This window comes from Parasphingomonas caseinilytica (genome assembly GCF_036663755.1).
Classification (GTDB): Bacteria; Pseudomonadota; Alphaproteobacteria; order Sphingomonadales; family Sphingomonadaceae; genus Sphingomonas.
On the sequence record NZ_JAXOJL010000003.1, the window covers coordinates 87862 to 105562 of the forward strand.

At 64.4% G+C, this 17701-nt stretch carries 16 protein-coding genes and 1 other RNA gene; 7 read left to right on the plus strand and 10 right to left on the minus strand.

The genetic code is table 11. The annotated features are described in order from the left end of the window. Positions 1 to 5 precede the first annotated feature (5 nt). Positions 6 to 596, minus strand: coding sequence for a LemA family protein (locus U1738_RS08700; protein ID WP_332788654.1), 591 nt, complete (start codon positions 594 to 596; stop codon positions 6 to 8). Between the two features lie 82 nt (positions 597 to 678). Between U1738_RS08700 and mscL the strand changes: the two genes are divergently transcribed. Then, a complete protein-coding gene (gene mscL, locus U1738_RS08705) occupies positions 679 to 1119 on the plus strand; it encodes a large conductance mechanosensitive channel protein MscL (RefSeq protein ID WP_332788655.1) in 441 nt (146 codons plus the stop codon). A gap of 130 nt (positions 1120 to 1249) precedes the next feature. Here the strand turns inward: mscL and U1738_RS08710 are convergent, their stop codons facing one another. Next, on the minus strand, positions 1250 to 1681 hold the full coding sequence (locus U1738_RS08710; protein WP_332788656.1) for an RrF2 family transcriptional regulator: 432 nt from the start codon (positions 1679 to 1681) through the stop codon (positions 1250 to 1252). A 42-nt stretch (positions 1682 to 1723) separates the two neighbouring features. On the opposite strand from U1738_RS08710, the gene ssrA reads away from it, so the two are divergent. From ssrA to U1738_RS08725, 3 genes are all read left to right on the plus strand, one after another. Further along, positions 1724 to 2088: a transfer-messenger RNA gene (gene ssrA, locus U1738_RS08715) on the plus strand. Between the two features lie 193 nt (positions 2089 to 2281). Then, positions 2282 to 5122, plus strand: a complete 2841-nt coding sequence (locus tag U1738_RS08720; RefSeq protein ID WP_332788657.1) for a M16 family metallopeptidase — start codon at positions 2282 to 2284, stop codon at positions 5120 to 5122. Then, the gene (locus U1738_RS08725) at positions 5122 to 5424 is read left to right on the plus strand and encodes a hypothetical protein (protein ID WP_332788658.1); all 303 of its coding nucleotides are present in this window, start codon (positions 5122 to 5124) and stop codon (positions 5422 to 5424) included. Before U1738_RS08720 ends, U1738_RS08725 begins: the two co-directional genes overlap by 1 nt. Before the next feature lie 465 nt (positions 5425 to 5889). Here the strand turns inward: U1738_RS08725 and U1738_RS08730 are convergent, their stop codons facing one another. Genes U1738_RS08730 through U1738_RS08745 form a run of 4 tightly spaced genes read right to left on the minus strand, consistent with a single transcriptional unit; the run spans position 5890 to position 9399 of the window. Further along, positions 5890 to 6489, minus strand: a complete 600-nt coding sequence (locus U1738_RS08730; RefSeq protein ID WP_332788659.1) for an ABC-type transport auxiliary lipoprotein family protein — start codon at positions 6487 to 6489, stop codon at positions 5890 to 5892. A 5-nt stretch (positions 6490 to 6494) separates the two neighbouring features. Next, on the minus strand, positions 6495 to 7460 hold the full coding sequence (locus tag U1738_RS08735) for an MlaD family protein (RefSeq protein WP_332788660.1): 966 nt from the start codon (positions 7458 to 7460) through the stop codon (positions 6495 to 6497). Then, the gene (locus tag U1738_RS08740) at positions 7460 to 8302 is read right to left on the minus strand and encodes an ABC transporter ATP-binding protein (protein WP_332788661.1); all 843 of its coding nucleotides are present in this window, start codon (positions 8300 to 8302) and stop codon (positions 7460 to 7462) included. The genes U1738_RS08735 and U1738_RS08740 overlap by 1 nt, the downstream gene beginning before the upstream one ends. Further along, the gene (locus U1738_RS08745) at positions 8302 to 9399 is read right to left on the minus strand and encodes an ABC transporter permease (RefSeq protein WP_332788662.1); all 1098 of its coding nucleotides are present in this window, start codon (positions 9397 to 9399) and stop codon (positions 8302 to 8304) included. The genes U1738_RS08740 and U1738_RS08745 overlap by 1 nt, the downstream gene beginning before the upstream one ends. Positions 9400 to 9461: 62 nt before the next feature. Here U1738_RS08745 and U1738_RS08750 point away from each other — a divergent pair, with 62 nt between their 5' ends. Continuing rightward, positions 9462 to 10130, plus strand: a complete 669-nt coding sequence (locus U1738_RS08750; protein WP_332788663.1) for an HAD family hydrolase — start codon at positions 9462 to 9464, stop codon at positions 10128 to 10130. A gap of 20 nt (positions 10131 to 10150) precedes the next feature. On the opposite strand, the gene U1738_RS08755 is transcribed toward U1738_RS08750, so the two are convergent. The 3 genes from U1738_RS08755 to U1738_RS08765 form a co-directional block, all read right to left on the minus strand. After that, positions 10151 to 11428, minus strand: a complete 1278-nt coding sequence (locus U1738_RS08755) for a DUF445 domain-containing protein (RefSeq protein WP_332788664.1) — start codon at positions 11426 to 11428, stop codon at positions 10151 to 10153. Positions 11429 to 11631: 203 nt separating this feature from the next. Continuing rightward, positions 11632 to 14781 carry an efflux RND transporter permease subunit gene (locus U1738_RS08760; RefSeq protein WP_332788665.1) on the minus strand — a complete coding sequence of 1050 codons (3150 nt, stop codon included), beginning with the start codon at positions 14779 to 14781 and terminating at the stop codon, positions 11632 to 11634. A gap of 6 nt (positions 14782 to 14787) precedes the next feature. Continuing rightward, a complete protein-coding gene (locus U1738_RS08765; RefSeq protein ID WP_332788666.1) occupies positions 14788 to 15960 on the minus strand; it encodes an efflux RND transporter periplasmic adaptor subunit in 1173 nt (390 codons plus the stop codon). Between the two features lie 282 nt (positions 15961 to 16242). Here U1738_RS08765 and U1738_RS08770 point away from each other — a divergent pair, with 282 nt between their 5' ends. Beyond that, on the plus strand, positions 16243 to 16503 hold the full coding sequence (locus U1738_RS08770; RefSeq protein WP_055776675.1) for a GlsB/YeaQ/YmgE family stress response membrane protein: 261 nt from the start codon (positions 16243 to 16245) through the stop codon (positions 16501 to 16503). Between the two features lie 96 nt (positions 16504 to 16599). After that, a complete protein-coding gene (locus tag U1738_RS08775) occupies positions 16600 to 17331 on the plus strand; it encodes an SIMPL domain-containing protein (RefSeq protein WP_332788667.1) in 732 nt (243 codons plus the stop codon). 64 nt (positions 17332 to 17395) lie between these two features. Here the strand turns inward: U1738_RS08775 and U1738_RS08780 are convergent, their stop codons facing one another. Next, positions 17396 to 17647 carry a GlsB/YeaQ/YmgE family stress response membrane protein gene (locus U1738_RS08780; RefSeq protein WP_332788668.1) on the minus strand — a complete coding sequence of 84 codons (252 nt, stop codon included), beginning with the start codon at positions 17645 to 17647 and terminating at the stop codon, positions 17396 to 17398. Positions 17648 to 17701: the final 54 nt, after the last annotated feature.

Sequence of the window (17701 nt, forward strand, 5' to 3'; positions counted from 1 at the left end):
AAACGTCAGCTGTTGTTCCCGAAGGCGTTGGCCACCGACGGTGCGGCTTCCGCACCCGGCGTCGTCGCCTGGAACGGGGTCAACGGCTTGGCACCGTAGAAGACCTTCGCGCCGATCGCGTCGGGGAAGGTGCGGATGCGCGTGTTATACGCCTGCACCGCATTGTTGTAATCGGTACGCGCGATCGTCACGCGGTTTTCAGTCCCTTCCAGCTGGCTCATCAAGGTGGTGTAATTGCCCTGGCTCTTCAGCTCGGGATACGCCTCCTGCAAACGCTGCAGGGATAGCGTCACGCCGGCCTGGGCGCGCTGGTACGCGGCCATCTTGTCCGGGTTTGTCAGATCGTCGCCCGACACCTGCACCTGATTGGCCGAGGCGCGCGCCTGCGTCACTTCGACGAGGATCGCCTTCTCCTGCGCGCCCGCGGCCTTCACCGTGGCGACGAGGTTGGGGATCAGATCGGACCGGCGCTGATACTGGTTCTGCACGTCGGCCCACTTGGCCTTGGCATTCTCCTCGGCGGTGGGCACGCTGTTGATTCCGCAGGCGCCGAGCGCAAGTGCGGACGTCATTACGAAGACGGCACGAATTTTCATCTGGTCCCTCCTAGGCCTTGGCAAGCGCCCTGATAGGCGCGTAGCATCGCCAACGCTAAGGGAAATCGGAAGGGAGAGCGTCATGTTCAAGGAGTTCAAGGCCTTCATCATGCGCGGCAACGTGCTCGATCTGGCCATCGCCGTGATCATCGGTGCCGCATTCGGCAAGATCGTGACATCGCTGACCGACGATGTGATCATGCCGATCGTCGGCAAGATCTTCGGCGGCCTCGATTTTTCCAGTTACTTCGTGATTCTCGGCAAGGTGCCGGAGGCGCTGGTCGGATCGTCGGATTACGCCGCGCTGAAAAAGGCTGGCGTGCCGCTCCTCGGCTATGGCGCATTCATAACGGCCGCCGTTAATTTCGTCATCGTCGCCTTCATCATCTTCCTGATCATCCGCGCGGTGAACCGCTTGATGCCCAAGGCGGACGAAGCGCCCGCAGTCCCGGCGGCGGAACCCGCAGACATCGCCCTGCTGCGTGAAATCAGGGATGAGTTGAAGGCTCGGCCTCGGGTTTGAGAAGCCCTTCGCCCCACACCCGTCCGTCCTGAGCCTGTCGAGAGACTGCCTTCTTCTCCACCGTCGAAGAGAAAAGCAGTCCTTCGACAGGCTCAGGACAGGTGGTGTTAGGGTATTTCAGACCGAAAACTCAGGCCGCAACCAGTTCCTCGGCCGCCGCATCGGCCAAGCTCGTCCCGTCCAAAATCCGCGCCGTCTCGTCGCGCACGCGCATCATGGCGTGGCGGATCGCGCAGGTCGCCTCGTCCTTGCAATCGTTGCACGAACGATAGGCGGTGCGGCTGACGCACGGCACCAGCGCCAGCGGCCCCTCGATCACGCGAATGATCTCGCCGAGCGAAATCAGGTGCGTGGGGCGCGTCAGGCAATATCCGCCCATCTTGCCGCGATGGCTGTGCAGGAACCCCGCCTCGCGCAGATCGGCCAGGATCAGTTCGAGGAACTTGCGCGGCACGTTGGCGCTTTCCGCGATCCGGTTCATCGGGATCGGCGGGCCACCGGCGGGTGCTTCGGCGAGGAACAGCATGGCGCGAAGGGCGTAACGGGAACGCTGAGTAAGCATGATACTCTACCCCATGGACCGGATTTGTGGCGAGTAAAAGGCGGGCTTGGCAAAAGCCTCCGCAAATCCCATATAGGTCGTGTCGTAAGGGGCTTGCCCCGGAGACTATGGTGATAAATTGCAGCGTAAAATAGACGCAACGGACCCGGGGGCAGTACCCGGCGTCTCCACCATAACCTGTCTACACCTTAATCGGGGCGGGACAGGCTATGACGGGGACGAAGCAGGATCGACGTGTGTTCAAAGGCGCTGTTTTTGCCACGGCTGAGTAACCGTTTATAGGCTCAAAACCACAAGTGCTAACGACAACGATGCACTCGCGATTGCGGCGTAAACCGGACCTAACGGTCTAGTTTACTAACGACAAAAGCGCGGTTGGACCGCACCGGGCAACAGAAGCGGATTCCGGCGGTACGGGGAGCACCGAGCAACAGAAGCTCCCCACCTTCTTCCCCGAAACTTCCTCGAAATCGGATCGACCGAATCCCACCGGCCGATCACAGGTTTGTGCGATAATGTGGCGTGATCGGGTGGATCGTTGCGCGATCCGGCGACACTGCTATGCATCGGCAATACGGTCGCTTGCGAGGAACATCCTGCATGATATTTCGGACTCTGGCGCTTTCGGGCGTGGCCCTTTCGGCTGTGATCTCCTCGTCGGCATTTGCCGCGCCCACCGCCGCCAAGCCAGCGCCGGTCGCCAGCCTCGTCAAGCAGGTCGATATTCCCTATCAGCAATTCACCCTGCCCAATGGTCTGCGCGTGATCGTGCATACCGATCGCAAGGCTCCGATCGTCGCGGTGTCCGTGTGGTACGATGTCGGGTCGAAGCACGAGCCCAAGGGCAAGTCCGGCTTCGCGCATCTGTTCGAACATCTGATGTTCAATGGCAGCGAGAATGCGCCGAACGATTTCTTCGAGCCATTGAAGCAGGTCGGCGCGACCGATTTCAACGGCACGACCTATTTCGATCGCACCAATTATTTCGAGACGGTGCCGACCGCGGCGCTGGATCGTGCGCTGTTCCTCGAATCCGATCGCATGGGCTATCTCACCGGCGCAATCACGCAGAGCGTGCTAGATGAGCAACGCGGCGTCGTGCAGAACGAGAAGCGGGGCAACGACAACCAGCCTTACGGTCTGATCCGCTACAAGATGAACGAGGGAATTTTCCCGGCGGATCATCCCTACGGCCACACCACGATCGGATCGATGGCCGATCTCGACGGCGCGAGCCTTGGCGACGTGAAGGCCTGGTTCAAGGATCATTACGGGCCGAACAACGCCGTGCTGGTGCTGGCCGGCGACGTCGATCTCGCCACCGCCAAGCGGCTGGTCGAGAAGAATTTCGCCGCGATTCCGCGCGGGCCGCAATCGGTCCTGCCCACCGCGCCGGTCCCCGTGCTGGCGACCGCGAAGAACGAGACGATGAAGGACCGCGTCGCCGCGACATTGCTGGTTCGGTCCTGGCCGGTGCCGGGATTGAACGACAAGGATTCCGCTGCGCTCGACGTGGCGGCGGGCGCGCTTGGCGGCCTGTCGAGTTCGCGCCTGCAGAACGCGCTGGTGCGGCAGGAGAAACTCGCGGTCGAAGTCAGCGTCAGCAATCAGAGCTTTGCGCAGGTCGGCACGTTCGACATCTATGTCGTTGTCCGCCCCGGTGCCGATCCGGCAATCGTCGCGAAACGCACCGACGAGATCATCGCCGATTTCCTCAAGACCGGCCCGAGCGCGGACGAGGTGCAGCGCTACGTCACCGACACCGCCGTGGACCGGATCGAGGGTCTGGAATCGGTCGGCGGCTTCGGCGGCAAGGCCGTCGCCCTGGCCGAGGGCGCTCTCTATTCGAACGATCCCGGCTTCTACAAGAAACAGCTCGCCGATCTCGCCGCGCAGACGCCAGCCAGCGTGAAGGCGGCGGCGGACAAGTGGCTGTCGCGCCCGTCCTACAATCTGTCGGTCGTGCCCGGCGCACGCGATGCCTATGCCGAGGCGCAGGTGCCCAAGGAAGTGAAGATCGTGCAGGCCGAAACCGCCAAGCCCAAGGGCACGCGCGGTGCGCTGCCCGCGGTCGGCGAGGTCGCCGGCCTAACCTTCCCGCCAGTCACGCGCGACCGGCTGAAGAACGGCATCGAACTGGTCTATGCGCAGCGCAGCGCGGTGCCGATCACGCAGGCGGTGATCAGCTTCGACGCCGGTGTCGCCGCCGACGTGTCGGGCAAGCTCGGCACGCAGCAATTGACGCTGAACATGATGGACGAGGGCACCAAGCACCTCGATTCCAAGCAACTGGCCGAGGCGCGCGAACGGCTGGGCATGGATATCCGCACCAACGCCAGCCTGGATCGCACCACCGTGTCGATGACCACGCCGAGCGCCAATCTGGGCCCGGCGATGGACCTGTTCGCGGACGTCACCCGCAACCCGGCCTTCGCGCCTGCCGAGGTGGCGCGCGTCAAGCAGCAGCAACTCGCCGGGATCGCGCAGGAACTCACCAGCCCCGGCGGCCTGGCCGGGCGCGTGATGCCCAAGCTGATCTACGGGCCGTCCTCGCCCTATGCGAAGTCGTCGGGCGGCGGCGATCCTGCGGCGGTGGCCAATCTGACGCGTGACGATCTCGTTGCGTTCCAGCAGGCTTGGCTGCGCCCGGACAAGGCGAAAATCTTCGTCGTCAGCGATCTGCCGCTCGCCACCGTCAAGGCCGCGCTCGACCAGCGCTTCGCCGACTGGAAGGGCACCGGCGTCGCGGGTACCAAGACGTTCGGCCCGATCACCGGCACCGCCAGCCCCAAGATCATCCTGGTCGATCGCCCGGATTCGCCGCAGTCGCAAATCTCCGCCGGCCTCGTCACCGGGCTGAACGGCAGCGACGATCTGCTGCCCGTCCTGACCGCCAACGACGCGCTGGGCGGCAGCTTCCTCAGCCGCATCAACATGGATCTGCGCGAGGGCAAGCATTGGTCCTACGGCGTTAGCGGCGGCTTCCAGCGCAGCGAGAACGGTGCGCCCTATGTCATCAGCGCGCCGGTGCAAGCCGACAAGACCGGCGATTCGATCAAGGCGTTGCGCGACGACGTGGCCGAGTTCGTGACGACCAAGCCGATCACGCAATCCGAGTTCGATCGCGCGATCACCGGCGCGATCCGGTCGCTGTCGGGCAATTTCGAAACATCGGACGACGTGCTGCGCGCGATGCAGCAGAACGACCTCTTCAAGCGTCCCGACGATTATTACGCGACGATCACGCAAAAATATAAGGCGATGACCTTGCCCCAGCTTGACGCTGCGGCACGCGCGGCGATCGACCCCAAGAAGTTCGTCTGGGTGGTGGTCGGCGAGGCCAAGACCGTTCGGCCACAACTTGACAGCCTCGGCCTGCCCGTCGAATTGGTGTCGGCAGCGTCCGTTGCGGGTGCTGTAAAAGCTTCAGGAGAGAAATGATGGCCGCAGTGGATGGCGTTTGGGACACCGTTGTTAAGTCGCCGCTGGGCGACCAGAAGAGCACGCTGACCGTCAAGAGCGACGGCGACAGCTTCACCGGCAGCAATGCCGGCGCGATGGGCGCGGTGGATATCACCGACGGCAAGGTCGACGGCAACACGCTGACCTGGACGATGAAAATGACCGTGCCGATGCCGATGACGCTGGATTGCAGCGCCACGATCGACGGCGACACGATCACCGGCAGCGTCGGCGCAGGCGCGTTCGGCAGCTTCCCGATGTCGGGATCGCGCGCGGGCTGAACCGTCGCGACTTCGATGAGATCAAAAGGCCCGTCTCCGGGGAGGAGGCGGGCCTTTTTCGTACTGGCCAAAGGCGCGATCGATGCGCCGTTCGGCGGGAATTCCGCTGCCTTTCTTGCAGGCGAAGTTCACACAAAGTCACACAGTATCGGGGCCGTCGCGCGGGGACACGTTTTGCAAAGAGGCCGACGATTGGAAACAGCGCATAGAGTATGGCGAATGGAGCGCTTGTAGGACAGAGGGCGACTTCAATTTCTGGCGGTGGATTTAGAGCGCGATCTCTTCAATAGGACCGTTCGTGCTGAGCCTGTCGAAGCACGTGTTCACGATCTCCGGCTGCGCCTGGAACACGTCCTTCGACAGGCTCAGGACGAACGGAGAGTGGTTGCTTCACCCTGACGGCATGCTGCTCTAGGACACGCAACAGTCTAAGCATGGGACGCTTGATCCGCCCCGAACCACGGCTTACTTTCCCACCCAGTCCGCGACCTCGCCCGCCACCTGATTGGCGGCCTGGTTGATCCCGCGCGCGGCGTTCGCGGCGTCGATCGCGGTGACGGGCACGCGCGCCTCGAAGCGGCGTTTCTCGACCACTTCCCCGGTGGTGCGGATCAGGGCGGCGTCGAACGTCACCACGGCTTCGTTGGTCGATCCGTCCAGCCCGAAATTACGCAATTCGCCGGACAGGCGTGCGCCGGGATCGGAGAAGCTCTGCGCGGTGCTGAGCACGACCCGGCCGGTCTTCGCCGCCACGGTATCGGCGGTCATCCGCGCGAACAGGCGCGCAGGCAGTTCGACCCACTGAGCGTCCTTGACGTACGCCAGCGACGTGCCGGTCGACTGAACCGGCACCCGCGTCGTCGCCAGCGCCTGCGATACGGCGGGCACGGCGATGGTGATCGTCGCCGCATTGGCGGAACTGCGCGTCTCGCCGGCGGGCACGCTCTGCGCCGATTGCAGCGTCAGCAGCGAGGGCGGCGGCTTCGCACCGAAGCTGATGCAACCACCCAGCGACAATGCACCGGCGATCACGGGGAGCAGGACGGAAAGCTTCTTCATGGTCATGCGCCTCACTTTTTCGGCTTGTAGTCGGGCAGCTTGGGCGATCCGACCAATGCCCCTGCCCCGCCCTGATCGATCTTCTCGGCGACGGAAGTGAGCGCGGACGACATCACGCGCAGGTCGCGCACCAACTGTCCGACCTCGGGGATGGTCTGCTTGCTGAACGCTTGCAGGCCCGGACGCGCATCGCCGATCGCGCCGTTCAGCGTCTCCATGCTCTTCTGCGCGGATCCGATCGCCTTGTTGAGGTTGGCGACCGCCGGTTTCACATCATCCGCCAGCATCGAGTTGGTCGTGCCGGCCAGCGCACCGATCTGTTCCGCCGCCGTGCCGGCCTTCTGGATCGCGACGCGAGTTTCGGCCAGGGTGGCGGCGATCTCCGGCCCGCGATCGGCCAGCGCGCCGGTCAGGCGGTTGGTGTTGGCGAGGATGCCGGCGATCGAATTCTGGTTGCGATCGGACAGCATGTCGGTCAGCCGCTCGGTCAGCGTCGATAGGCGTTCCAGCAATTGCGGCGCGGAACTCAGCAATGCGCCGAAGCCGATCGACTTGGTCGGGATCACCGGCACGCCGTAGGGGCAGGCGGTTTCGGCATTCTGCGCCGGGCAGGCGATCGGCGGAGCACCCTTCTTGGCGCCGTCCAGCTGGATCGTGCTGGTGCCGGTGAAGCTGCCCTGCACGCCCGCCGTCGTACCTTCCAGCACCGGCGTCTCGTCCTTCACGGTGATGCGGACGCGAACGAATTGCGGATCGCGCTTCCACAATGCGATTTCCTTCACCTGCCCCAGCGGCACGCCGGAGAAGGACACGACCGAACCCTTGGCGAGGCCATCGACCGATTGCTTGAAGAAGATGTCATACTCCTTCTCGCTCGTCCCGTTCAGGCGCGCGATCCACACCGTGAAGAGCGCCAGCACGGCGAGCAGGATCAGCACGACGGCACCGACCAGCACATGGTTCGAACGCGTTTCCATCAGCCTTCAGTCCCTTTTGCACCGGCAGCCTTGTCCGGTGCCTCGTCGCGCAACTCCGCCGCCCGTTCCACCGACGCCGTCGCGGCGCGGCCACGCGGCCCGTTGAAATATTCCTGGATCCACGGATGATCCAACGCGAGAAGCTCCGGAATCGTGCCCACGCCGATCACCTTCTTGTCCGCCAGCACGGCGATACGATCACAAATGGCGTACAATGTGTCCAGATCGTGCGTGATCAGGAACACGGTGAGGCCGAGCGTCTTCTGCATCGACTTGGTCAGTTCGTCGAACGCCGCCGCGCCGATCGGGTCGAGCCCGGCGGTCGGTTCGTCGAGAAACAGCAATTCCGGGTCCATCGCGAGCGCACGGGCGAGGCCTGCACGCTTCTTCATGCCGCCCGACAGTTCGGCGGGGAATTTGGGGCCGGCATCGGCCGGCAGGCCCGACATCACGACCTTATAGGCGGCGATCTCGTCGATCAGCGCCGGATCCAGATCCGGGTAGAATTCGCGCAAGGGCACCTGCACGTTCTCGGCCACGGTCAGCGTAGAGAACAAGGCGCCACCCTGGAACAGCACGCCCCAGCGCTTGCGGACGTCGATCGCATCGGTGTCCTCGCGGTCGATCATCTCCTCGCCGAACACGGTGATGTCGCCCTCGATCGGCGTCTGCAGCCCGATGATCGAGCGCATCAGCACCGACTTGCCGGTGCCGGAACCGCCGACCACGCCGAAGATCTCGCCGCGCTTCACCTCGAGGTTAAGGCCGTCATGCACGATCTGGTCGCCGAAGCCGTTCTTCAGCCCCTTTACGACGATAACGTTTTCATCGCTGCGCGCCATCAGACCCAGCCCACCCAGGTGAAGAACATCGCGAAGAACGCGTCGAGCACGATGACCAGGAAGATCGCCTGCACCACTGCCGCCGTCGTGCGGATGCCGACCTGTTCGGAATCGGATTCGACCATCATACCCTGAAAGCAGCCGGCGATGGCGATGATCGCGCCGAACACCGGTGCCTTGACCAGGCAGATGAAGAGATCAGTGATCGGCACGACCTCCCGAATGCGCTGGATGAACGTCACAGGCGGAATGCCGAGCGACACCCAGCACAGCAATCCGCCGCCGATGATCGCGATCAGCGAGGAATAGAAAGCGAGCAGCGGCATCATCATGACGACGGCCAGGGTGCGGGGGACCACCAGCGCCTCCATCGGCGACACGCCGATCGTGCGCATCGCATCGATCTCCTCGGTCAGCTTCATCGTGCCGAGCTGTGCCGCGAAGGCCGATCCGGAACGCCCGGCAACCATGATCGCGGTCATCAACACACCGAGTTCGCGCAAGGTGAGACGCCCGACGAGGTTGATCGTGAACACTTCCGCGCCGAACTGGCGCAACTGCACCGCACCCTGTTGCGCGATGACGATACCGATCAGGAAACTCATCAACCCGATGATGCCGAGCGCGGAGACGCCGACGACCTCGAAGCGCTGTACCGTGGCGTTGAAGCGGAAGCGACTCGGGTGGCGGATCAGCGTGCCGAACGCCAGCACCGTCGCGCCCAGGAAACCGAGCAGACCGTACATCGTGTGAAACGCGGTCATCGTCGCATCACCGACTTCGCCCAGCACGCGCGAGAAGCCGCTGATGTGCGCCGGCCGCATTTCGACCGGTTGATCGGCGTTCTTCACCTGGGTAAGCAGATGCTGGCTGTCTTCGTTCAGACCTTCGATCTCGGCATCGTGTTCGGCGGCGAAGCGCTGCACGATCCACGCGCCGACCGTATCGATCCGGTCGACGCCGGACAGGTCCAGCTTCGTCACCTTTCCGTCATAGGCGCGGAGCTTCTCGGCCAGATCGCCGATCCGTGCCAGCGTCAGGAACCCGGAGAATCGCAGGGTATCCTGTTCCGGGCTGAAGGTGGCGGTTTGACTCATCGGCTTGTTCATTGCTGCAATCGCGCTGGATCGGCAAGCGGGTTGGCGCGTAAGGCACCAGAATGACACACAAGCTCGCCATCTACGATATGGACAAGACGATCACGGTGAAGGCCACCTGGGGCGGATTCGTGATCGGCGCGGCGCGGCGGCAGGCGCCGTGGCGGCTGGCGTTCCTGCCGCTGGTCGGGCTGGCGAGCGCGGCGTACGGCGCGAAGGCGATCGATCGCGCGCGGCTGAAACAGATCGCGCAGCGCCTGCTGCTCGGCCGCAAGATGAGCGCCGCAGCGACCGCCGCCGCCGCCGAACGCTTCGCCGGGCGCGTGCGATTGTACGACGGCGCGCGGGACCGCATCGCGGCCGATCGCGCGGCGGGCTATCGGCTGGTGATGGCGACCGCGTCGTACCGCTTCTACGTCACTGCGATCGCGGGGCGGCTGGGGTTCGACGCGGTGATCGCGACCTTGTCGAAGGATGGCGGCGACGGTGCGGTGCGCGCCGGCATCTTCGGTGAGAATTGCTACGGCCCGGCCAAATTGCGCATGATCGAGGATTGGATGGCAGAGCAGGGCATCGCGCGCGCGGATGCCGAGATCCGGTTCTACAGCGACCATGTTTCCGACGCGCCGACGCTTGCCTGGGCGGACGAGGCGTTTGCGGTGAATCCGCATCCGCCGTTGCGCGCGCTGGCCGCGATCAAGGGGTGGACGGTGATCGACTGGGAGGGCTGACCCGCTTGCCTGCACGAACGTCACAGAAGTACGTCCACCGTGTGGATCACCAGACCTACCAGTCCGCCGACCAATGTTCCGTTGACGCGGATGAATTGCAGATCCTTGCCCACTGCGTTCTCCAGCCGCGTGGTGATCGTATCGGCATCCCAGCTGCGCACCGTTTCCGACACCAGCCGCACGATGGCGTCGCCATAGTCCGCCGCCGTGCCGACCACGGCGCGGCGCACGTACCGGTTGAGGGTCGCACGCAATCGGGGATCGTTCTGCAGTGTCTCGCCCAATTGGCGCAACGCATCGCCGACCTTGCCCGCCAGCATCTTTTCCGGATTCTGCGCGATCCGCAGCATGGCGGTGCGCGCCTGTTCCCACAGGCCGTTGATCCAGTTCTGCATTGCCGGATTGTCGAGCATGCCCAGCTTCAGCGCATCGACGCGGGCGCGCATCTCGGGCGAATGCTGGAGATCGTGTGCTAACTGCGCCAGACCTTCCTCGGCCTTGTCACGCAGCGGATGGTCGTCATCCTCGGCCATGTCGCGGAGCAGACCGTTCAGACCATCGATGATCTTGTTCGACAGGGTTTCGTCCAGCCCGGTCCAGCGCATGATCGATCCGGCGCGATCATGCACCATGGCGCGGACCAGATGCTCGTTCGCCTCCAATATCTGTCCGGCCCAGCGCACGATTCCCGCCAGGATCGGCAGATGCCGCTTGTCGGCGATCGCCGCGCCCAGCGCCTGGCCAAGCAACGGCGCGAGATCGAGATCGCGCACCTGCTTGACCATCGCGCCGCGCACCATGCCGCCGAGCCGATCCTGATCGAGCGACTGCAATATCTCGACTGCGATGCGCGATGCGCCGCGCGTCAGCCGCTTGCTCGCCACGCCGGGATTGGCCAGCCACGCGCCGGCGATGCCCGCCATATCCATCCGCCGCATCCGTCGCGAGATCACCACGGGGGTGAGAAAATTGTCGCGCAGGAAGGTGGCGAGCGTATCGCCGATCCGATCCTTGTTGCGCGGGATGATCGCTGTGTGCGGGATCGGCAGGCCGAGCGGGTGGCGGAACAGGGCCGTGACCGCGAACCAGTCGGCGAGGCCGCCGACCATCGCCGCCTCGGCAAAGGCGCGGACGAAGCCGAATATGGGATGCCCGGTATCGAGCGCGCGGCTGACGAGGAACAGGATCGCCATCGCCACCAGCAGCCCGGTCGCGACGATCCGCATGCGCCTGAGGCCCGGTGGCGGGGCCTCCGACAGGCCCGAAGATCGGCGCGGCGCACGGGCGAACAGCTTCATGGGTGAAACAATCCCCGAAAGCCGGGAATGTTCAAGTGGTGACGTGCGTTTGCGCGATTATCGGATTGCGCACGACCCCATCGTCTTACCGTGCCCAACCACGTCCGTTCGTCCTGAGCCTGTCGAAGGGCGTGTTCTTGGCACGCCCTTCGACAAGCTCAGGACGAACGGCTGTAAAGAGGCGCGCGTCGATGTGCCCTCGCTTACTCAGCCGGCTGAGGTTCGTCGCCGCCCTTGCCGCCAAGGCGGGGCGGCGTGCCGGGCAGTTGCGCCTTCGGATCGTGGTCGATCACCGGCATGCCGTCGTCGCCGGGCTGATAGGTCAGCAGCGAGCGGCGCAGCTTCGGCCCGATCCATACTTCGATGCTGGCGGCGAGACTGAAGCTGGCCGGCACGATCAGCAGGGTCAGCAGCGTGGAGAGCGACAGGCCGCCGATCACCATGATGCCCATCGGCACGCGCGCGGAGCCATCGCCATTCAGCGCGAGCGCGGTCGGCAGCATGCCGGCGACCATGGCCACCGTCGTCATCACGATCGGCTGCGCGCGCTTGTGCCCGGCGTCGATGATCGCATCGAACAGAGGCACGCCCTTGCTGAGTTCTTCCAGCGCAAAATCGATCAGCAGGATCGAGTTCTTGGCGACGATGCCGAACAGCATGATGATGCCGATATAGACCGGCATCGACATCGGGATGCCGGTGATCAGCAGGCCGATCAGACCGCCCAAAGGCGCGAGCAGCAGCGAGCCCATGTTGACCAACGGCGGCAGCACGCGGCGGTAAAGCAGCACCAGCACCGCGAAGACCAGGAAGCAGCCCGCACCCAATGCAACGGCGAAGTTGACGATCATTTCCGCCTGCCACTTGTCCGATCCAACGACGAGTTCGCCGACCCCGATCGGCAGGTTCTTCATCGTCGGCAGATCGTGGATCAGCTTCTGCGCGGTACCGCTGACAAGGCCCGGGGCGAGATCCGTGCCGATCGTCAGCTGCCGCTTCTGCGCGACGCGCTGAATCTGCGTCGGGCCGGCGCCGAAGCCGATCGTCGCGACCAGGCTCAGCGGCACCGAAGCCCCGCTCTGCGTCGCGACCGGCAGGTTCTGGATCGTGGACATGCGCTGACGCGAATTTTGATCCAGCGCCACACGAATCGGCACCTGACGATCGCTTAAGGAAAACTTGGCGCTGTTCTGATCGATGTCACCCAGGGTCGCGATGCGGATCGCCGAGGACAATGCCTGAGTGGTCACGCCCATGCTCGCCGCGAGATCCATATGCGGGGTGATGACGATTTCCGGCCGCAACAGATCGCCCTCGATGCGCGGCGCTATCAGCCCCGGCACCTTGCCCATCTCGCCGACCAGCTTGAGCGCCGTCTGGGTCAATTGCTTGGGATCGTCGCCGCCTAGCACGATCGACAATTGCCGGGCGTTGTTGCCCCAGCCGCCCTGCGCGCGGAACGACACGCGCGCGTCCGGAATCGTCGCCAATTGCGGCGCCAATTGCCGTTCGAACTGGCTGCTGGTGAGCGATTTCGGCTTCTTGTACATCGCCGTCACGCGGCCATTGCCGACGAACGCGCGGGAATAGACGTGATCGACATCGGGCTGGCGACGGAACAGCTCCGCCACGCGGTTCACCACCAACTGCGTCTCCGCCAGCGTAGTACCCGGCACCATCGTGACGAGCGCTGTGGACGAATCGAGATCGCGATCCGGATTGAACGTCTTGGGCAGGCCGATCATCAGCGCGATCGTCATGGTGAAGGCCACCACGCCGGCGACCACCGCCGACCAGCGATGGCGCAGCGTCCAGCGCAGCGTGCTGATATAGACGTCCATCAGCCAGCCTTCGCCATGCTTGGCCTGGCCCTTGGCCTTCAGGAAATAGGCCGCGATCATCGGCGTGATCAGGCGCGCGACGGCGAGGCTGAGCAACACCGACACGACGACGGTCAGGCCGAAATTCTTGAAGAATTCACCCGAGACGCCCGGCATCAGGCCGACCGGCAGGAACACTGCGACGATCGACATGGTGGTGGCGAGCACGGCGAGGCCGATCTCGTCCGCCGCGTCGATCGACGCTTGATACGCGCTCTTGCCCATGCGCATGTGGCGGACGATGTTCTCGATCTCCACGATCGCGTCATCCACCAGCACGCCCGCGACGAGGCTGAGTGCCATCAGCGTCATGTTGTTGAGCGTGAAACCGAGCAGGTCCATAAACCAGAAGGTCGGGATCGCCGACAAGGGGATCGCCAGCGCGGAGATGATGGTCGAGCGCCAGTCGCGCAGGAACAGGAATACCACGACGACCGCGAGCAATGCGCCCTCGACCATCGCCTCCATCGCCGAATGGTATTGCGCCTCGGTATATTTGACGCTGTTGCTGATCATCTGGAAATGCACTTGCGGATTGCGCTTCTCCAGCGCCTCCAGCTTTTTCTGCGCTTCCTTGAATACCGTGACGTCCGACCCGCCCTTGGCACGCTGGAAGTCGAAACTCAGCACCTGCCGCCCGTCGAGCTGCGAGGCGGAGCGCTGTTCGGCATAGAGATCGCGCACCTGCCCCAGATCGTCGAGCCGTACGGTGCGTCCGCCGCCGACCGTGATCTGCGTCTGCCCCAGCGCAAAAGCGGTGCGGGCATTGCCGAGCACGCGAACCGATTCTTCGGACCCGCCGATCTCGGCACGCCCGCCGGCCGCGTTCATGTTGACCTGGCGCAATTGCTGATTGACCGCGCTGGCGGTGATGCCCTGCGCCTGCAGCTTGAGCGGATCGAGGATCACGCGGATTTCGCGATCGACGCCGCCGTTGCGATCGACCCCGGCCATGCCCTGAACCGAGAGCAATTCCTTGGCGACCGTATTGTCGATGTACCAGCTGAGCTGTTCGACCGTCATGTCGGTCGAGATCGCGGCATAGCTGGCGAGATCCTGGCCGGTGGTATTGGCGCGCATGACCTGCGGCTCGAGGATGCCGTCCGGCAGATCGCTGCGGATCTGTTGAATCGCCGAGCGCACATCTTCGACCGCGCGGTCGATCGGCGTGCCGAGCGCCAACTGGATGACGGTGGTGGTGTGGCCTTCCTGCACGGTCGAATCGATCTCGTCGATGCCCTGCAGACTGCGCACCGCCGCCTCGACCTTCTGCGTGATCTGGTTTTCCAGCTCGGTCGGCGCGGCGCCCGGCTGGCTGATCTCGACCACCACCACCGGAAAATCGATGTCCGGCTGGTTGTTGACGTCCATCCGCATGAAGCTGACCAGCCCCGCCACGGTGAGCATGACGAACAGCACGATCGAGGGGATCGGGTTCCGGATCGACCAGGCAGAGATGTTGCGGAAGCTCATCGGGTTTTAGCCTTGCGCGTTCTTGAGGATCGGCTTCACCTTCTGACCTGGATTGAGGAAGGCACCAGCCGACAGCACCACCCGTTCCGTACCGCTCAAACCGCTGGCGACCATGACGCCTTCGTCGGACACGCCGCCGAGCGTGACCGTACGGCGCACCACGCGATCCTGCGCATCGAGGACATAGACGTAATTGCCCGCCGCGTCGCTCTGAATCGCCGAATTGGGCAGTTGCGGCGCGCGTGCGCCGCCGCTGGTGATCTGCGCCGCGGCGAAACCGCCGGGCCGCAAACCGGGATCATAGGACAAGGCGATCCGGGCGATGCCCTGACGCGTGTTCGGATCGATCACCGGCGACACCTGCCACACCTGCCCCTTGAAGCTCTGCGACCCGCCGACCGGAGTCACGCTGGCGGCAACGCCGACCGGCAGACCGGCAAGATCCGCTTCGGACAAGGCCGCGCGCATCTCCATCTCGCCACCTTTGGCCATGCGGAACAACGTGCCCGATCCGGAACTGACGATCTGGCCCGGTTCCACGCTGCGCGTCAGGATCAGGCCCGCCGCCGGTGCGCGGATATCGAGCCGGCCGTTGCGGGCGCGCTGTTCGCCGAGCGACGCCTGCGCCACGTTGACGCGCGCCAGCGCCGCATCGCGCGTCGCCGCCTTGCGCTCGAGATCCGCCTTCGAGATGAAGCCGCGATCGACCAAGGATTCGGCGCGCTTCAATTCGGATTGCGCGATCGCCGCGTCGGAGCGCGCGACGTTGATCTGCGCGGCGAGACTCGCCGCCGTCTGCGACTGGACCGATCGATCGACCTGCGCCAGCACCTGACCGGACTGCACCCACTGGCCGGGTTCGACCAGTACGCGCGTCACCATGCCGCCTTCGCCCGCGACGCCGACCGGCATCTCGCGACGTGCCGCCAGCGAACCGGTCGCCGAAACGACGCGCGGCACGATCTTGCTGCCCGGCACCACGATCGACACGTTGGGCAATTCGTCCTTCTTGGCGGCGACAGCGGTCGGCTTGGCTTTGTGCCCGAAGCCGAAATAGGCCCCGCCGATCGCCAGCAACGCGGCAACGATCCCGATGATCCACCACCGGCGATTCGGGCGGACATCGCCCTCGATCGCCAAGCGCCCGTCATTGTCGAACGTCGCGGTTTCGTACTTCATCCCTGCCACTTCCCGATGCCCTCACCCGGCGTTCGCGCCGGTCTCTTATCGCTGTATTATCGAAATAACTCACCAGCCTCAAGGGCCTCTTTTCGCCCCGGACTTTCGATGACCCTGCCCGCCCCCGCGCGAAGGTAGCGCGCCAATGCCCTTTCCGGCTTTTTTTCGCAAGTTGAACAACCAGGACGACAATTTCGTTTCGACAAAGAAATGGTTGCAATCGCGGTCGAGGGGGCAGACCCTGCGCTTCTTACAATCGGACGCCGAACGGGGATTGCGGACATGGAGCACAGCATTCTGGGCTGGCTGGCGATCGGCCTTGTCGCGGGCATTCTCGGCAAGCTCATCATGCCCGGTCGCGATCCGGGCGGGATCGTCGTCACTATCGTCATCGGCATAGCGGGCGCATTGCTCGCCGGGTTCGTCGCGCAATCGATGGGCTGGGAGATCGGCGGCGGCTGGCGCAATTATGCCGCCGCGACCGCCGGCGCGGTGGTCCTGCTCGCGCTCTATCGCATGGTGCTGACGCGGCGGGGACGCTGAACGGAAGGGCACGATTTCGTTCAGCTTCGGTTGTCCGCCGCGTCGGCATGACCGATGGAGGAAGCCGACCGGTTTTCCCCACGACAGGAGTTCGAAATGAAGTTGCTCGCGACCGCACTGGTCCTCGTCGCCGTACCTCTGGCCGGTGCTTCCGCCCAAACCGCCACCACCGTAGAGCCGATGATCCCGGCGAGCGGCACGGTGCTCGACGTTTCGGCCACCGGTCGCACGACGCGCGTGCCGGACGTGGCGACGATCCGATCGGGCGTGGTGACGCAGAGCCCCACCGCTGCCGTCGCATTGTCCGACAATGCCACGCGCATGGCGCGCGTGCTCGCCGCGCTGAAGAAAGCCGGCGTCGCCCCGCGCGACATCGCCACAGCCAACGTCTCGCTGGCTCCGCAATATCGTTACGAGAACAATGTGCCGCCGGTGATCACCGGCTATCAGGCGAGCAACACCGTGTCGGTGCGCTTCCGCGACATCGCCAAATCGGGTGCGATCCTGGATGCGCTAGTGAAGGAAGGTGCGAACCAGATCGACGGGCCGAGCCTGTCGCTCGACAATCCCGACGCCGCACTGGACGAAGCCCGCACTGAAGCGGTGAAGACCGCTCGAACCCGCGCCGAACTCTATGCCAAGGCGGCCGGGATGAGCGTGTCGCGGATCATCTCAATCGGCGAGGGCGGCGAGAATGCCGGCAACCAGCCGCCGATGCCGCAATTCCGCATGCTGAAGATGGCGGATTCGGCCGCCGCGCCGACGCAGATCGCGTCGGGTGAAACCGACGTCACCGTGACGCTCAACGTCCGCTTCCTGCTCAAATGACGAAGAAAGGGCCGCCCGGTCGCCCGGACGGCCCTCCTCTCCAGACCCCTGTTATGGGTCCAACTCAGCGTACGCTGCCGCGGCGCACGAGATTGACGATCGCGAGCAGGATGATCGCGCCGATCAGCGAGTAGATGAACGTCCACAGCGTGATCGCCTGGTTAACGCCGGCGCCGAAGATGAACGACGCGATCACCGAACCGACGATGCCGACGACGATGTTCAGGATGATGCCCTGCTGCGCGTCGGTGCGCATGATCATGCTGGCGAGCCAGCCGACGACGCCACCGATGATGAGCCAGATGATGAGATTCATGATTGCCGTCCCTCTGCTGATGCCCGCTGATCGGGCTACGGGAGGGAAGACTCG

What these genes read in the sequence shown, in the direction of transcription:
- U1738_RS08700 (WP_332788654.1), bottom strand. Translation starts at nt 596, where the DNA reads ATGAAAATTCGTGCCGTCTTCGTAATGACGTCCGCACTTGCGCTCGGC.
- mscL (WP_332788655.1), top strand. Translation starts at nt 679, where the DNA reads ATGTTCAAGGAGTTCAAGGCCTTCATCATGCGCGGCAACGTGCTCGAT.
- U1738_RS08710 (WP_332788656.1), bottom strand. Translation starts at nt 1,681, where the DNA reads ATGCTTACTCAGCGTTCCCGTTACGCCCTTCGCGCCATGCTGTTCCTC.
- U1738_RS08720 (WP_332788657.1), top strand. Translation starts at nt 2,282, where the DNA reads ATGATATTTCGGACTCTGGCGCTTTCGGGCGTGGCCCTTTCGGCTGTG.
- U1738_RS08725 (WP_332788658.1), top strand. Translation starts at nt 5,122, where the DNA reads ATGGCCGCAGTGGATGGCGTTTGGGACACCGTTGTTAAGTCGCCGCTG.
- U1738_RS08730 (WP_332788659.1), bottom strand. Translation starts at nt 6,489, where the DNA reads ATGACCATGAAGAAGCTTTCCGTCCTGCTCCCCGTGATCGCCGGTGCA.
- U1738_RS08735 (WP_332788660.1), bottom strand. Translation starts at nt 7,460, where the DNA reads ATGGAAACGCGTTCGAACCATGTGCTGGTCGGTGCCGTCGTGCTGATC.
- U1738_RS08740 (WP_332788661.1), bottom strand. Translation starts at nt 8,302, where the DNA reads ATGGCGCGCAGCGATGAAAACGTTATCGTCGTAAAGGGGCTGAAGAAC.
- U1738_RS08745 (WP_332788662.1), bottom strand. Translation starts at nt 9,399, where the DNA reads ATGAGTCAAACCGCCACCTTCAGCCCGGAACAGGATACCCTGCGATTC.
- U1738_RS08750 (WP_332788663.1), top strand. Translation starts at nt 9,462, where the DNA reads ATGACACACAAGCTCGCCATCTACGATATGGACAAGACGATCACGGTG.
- U1738_RS08755 (WP_332788664.1), bottom strand. Translation starts at nt 11,428, where the DNA reads ATGAAGCTGTTCGCCCGTGCGCCGCGCCGATCTTCGGGCCTGTCGGAG.
- U1738_RS08760 (WP_332788665.1), bottom strand. Translation starts at nt 14,781, where the DNA reads ATGAGCTTCCGCAACATCTCTGCCTGGTCGATCCGGAACCCGATCCCC.
- U1738_RS08765 (WP_332788666.1), bottom strand. Translation starts at nt 15,960, where the DNA reads ATGAAGTACGAAACCGCGACGTTCGACAATGACGGGCGCTTGGCGATC.
- U1738_RS08770 (WP_055776675.1), top strand. Translation starts at nt 16,243, where the DNA reads ATGGAGCACAGCATTCTGGGCTGGCTGGCGATCGGCCTTGTCGCGGGC.
- U1738_RS08775 (WP_332788667.1), top strand. Translation starts at nt 16,600, where the DNA reads ATGAAGTTGCTCGCGACCGCACTGGTCCTCGTCGCCGTACCTCTGGCC.
- U1738_RS08780 (WP_332788668.1), bottom strand. Translation starts at nt 17,647, where the DNA reads ATGAATCTCATCATCTGGCTCATCATCGGTGGCGTCGTCGGCTGGCTC.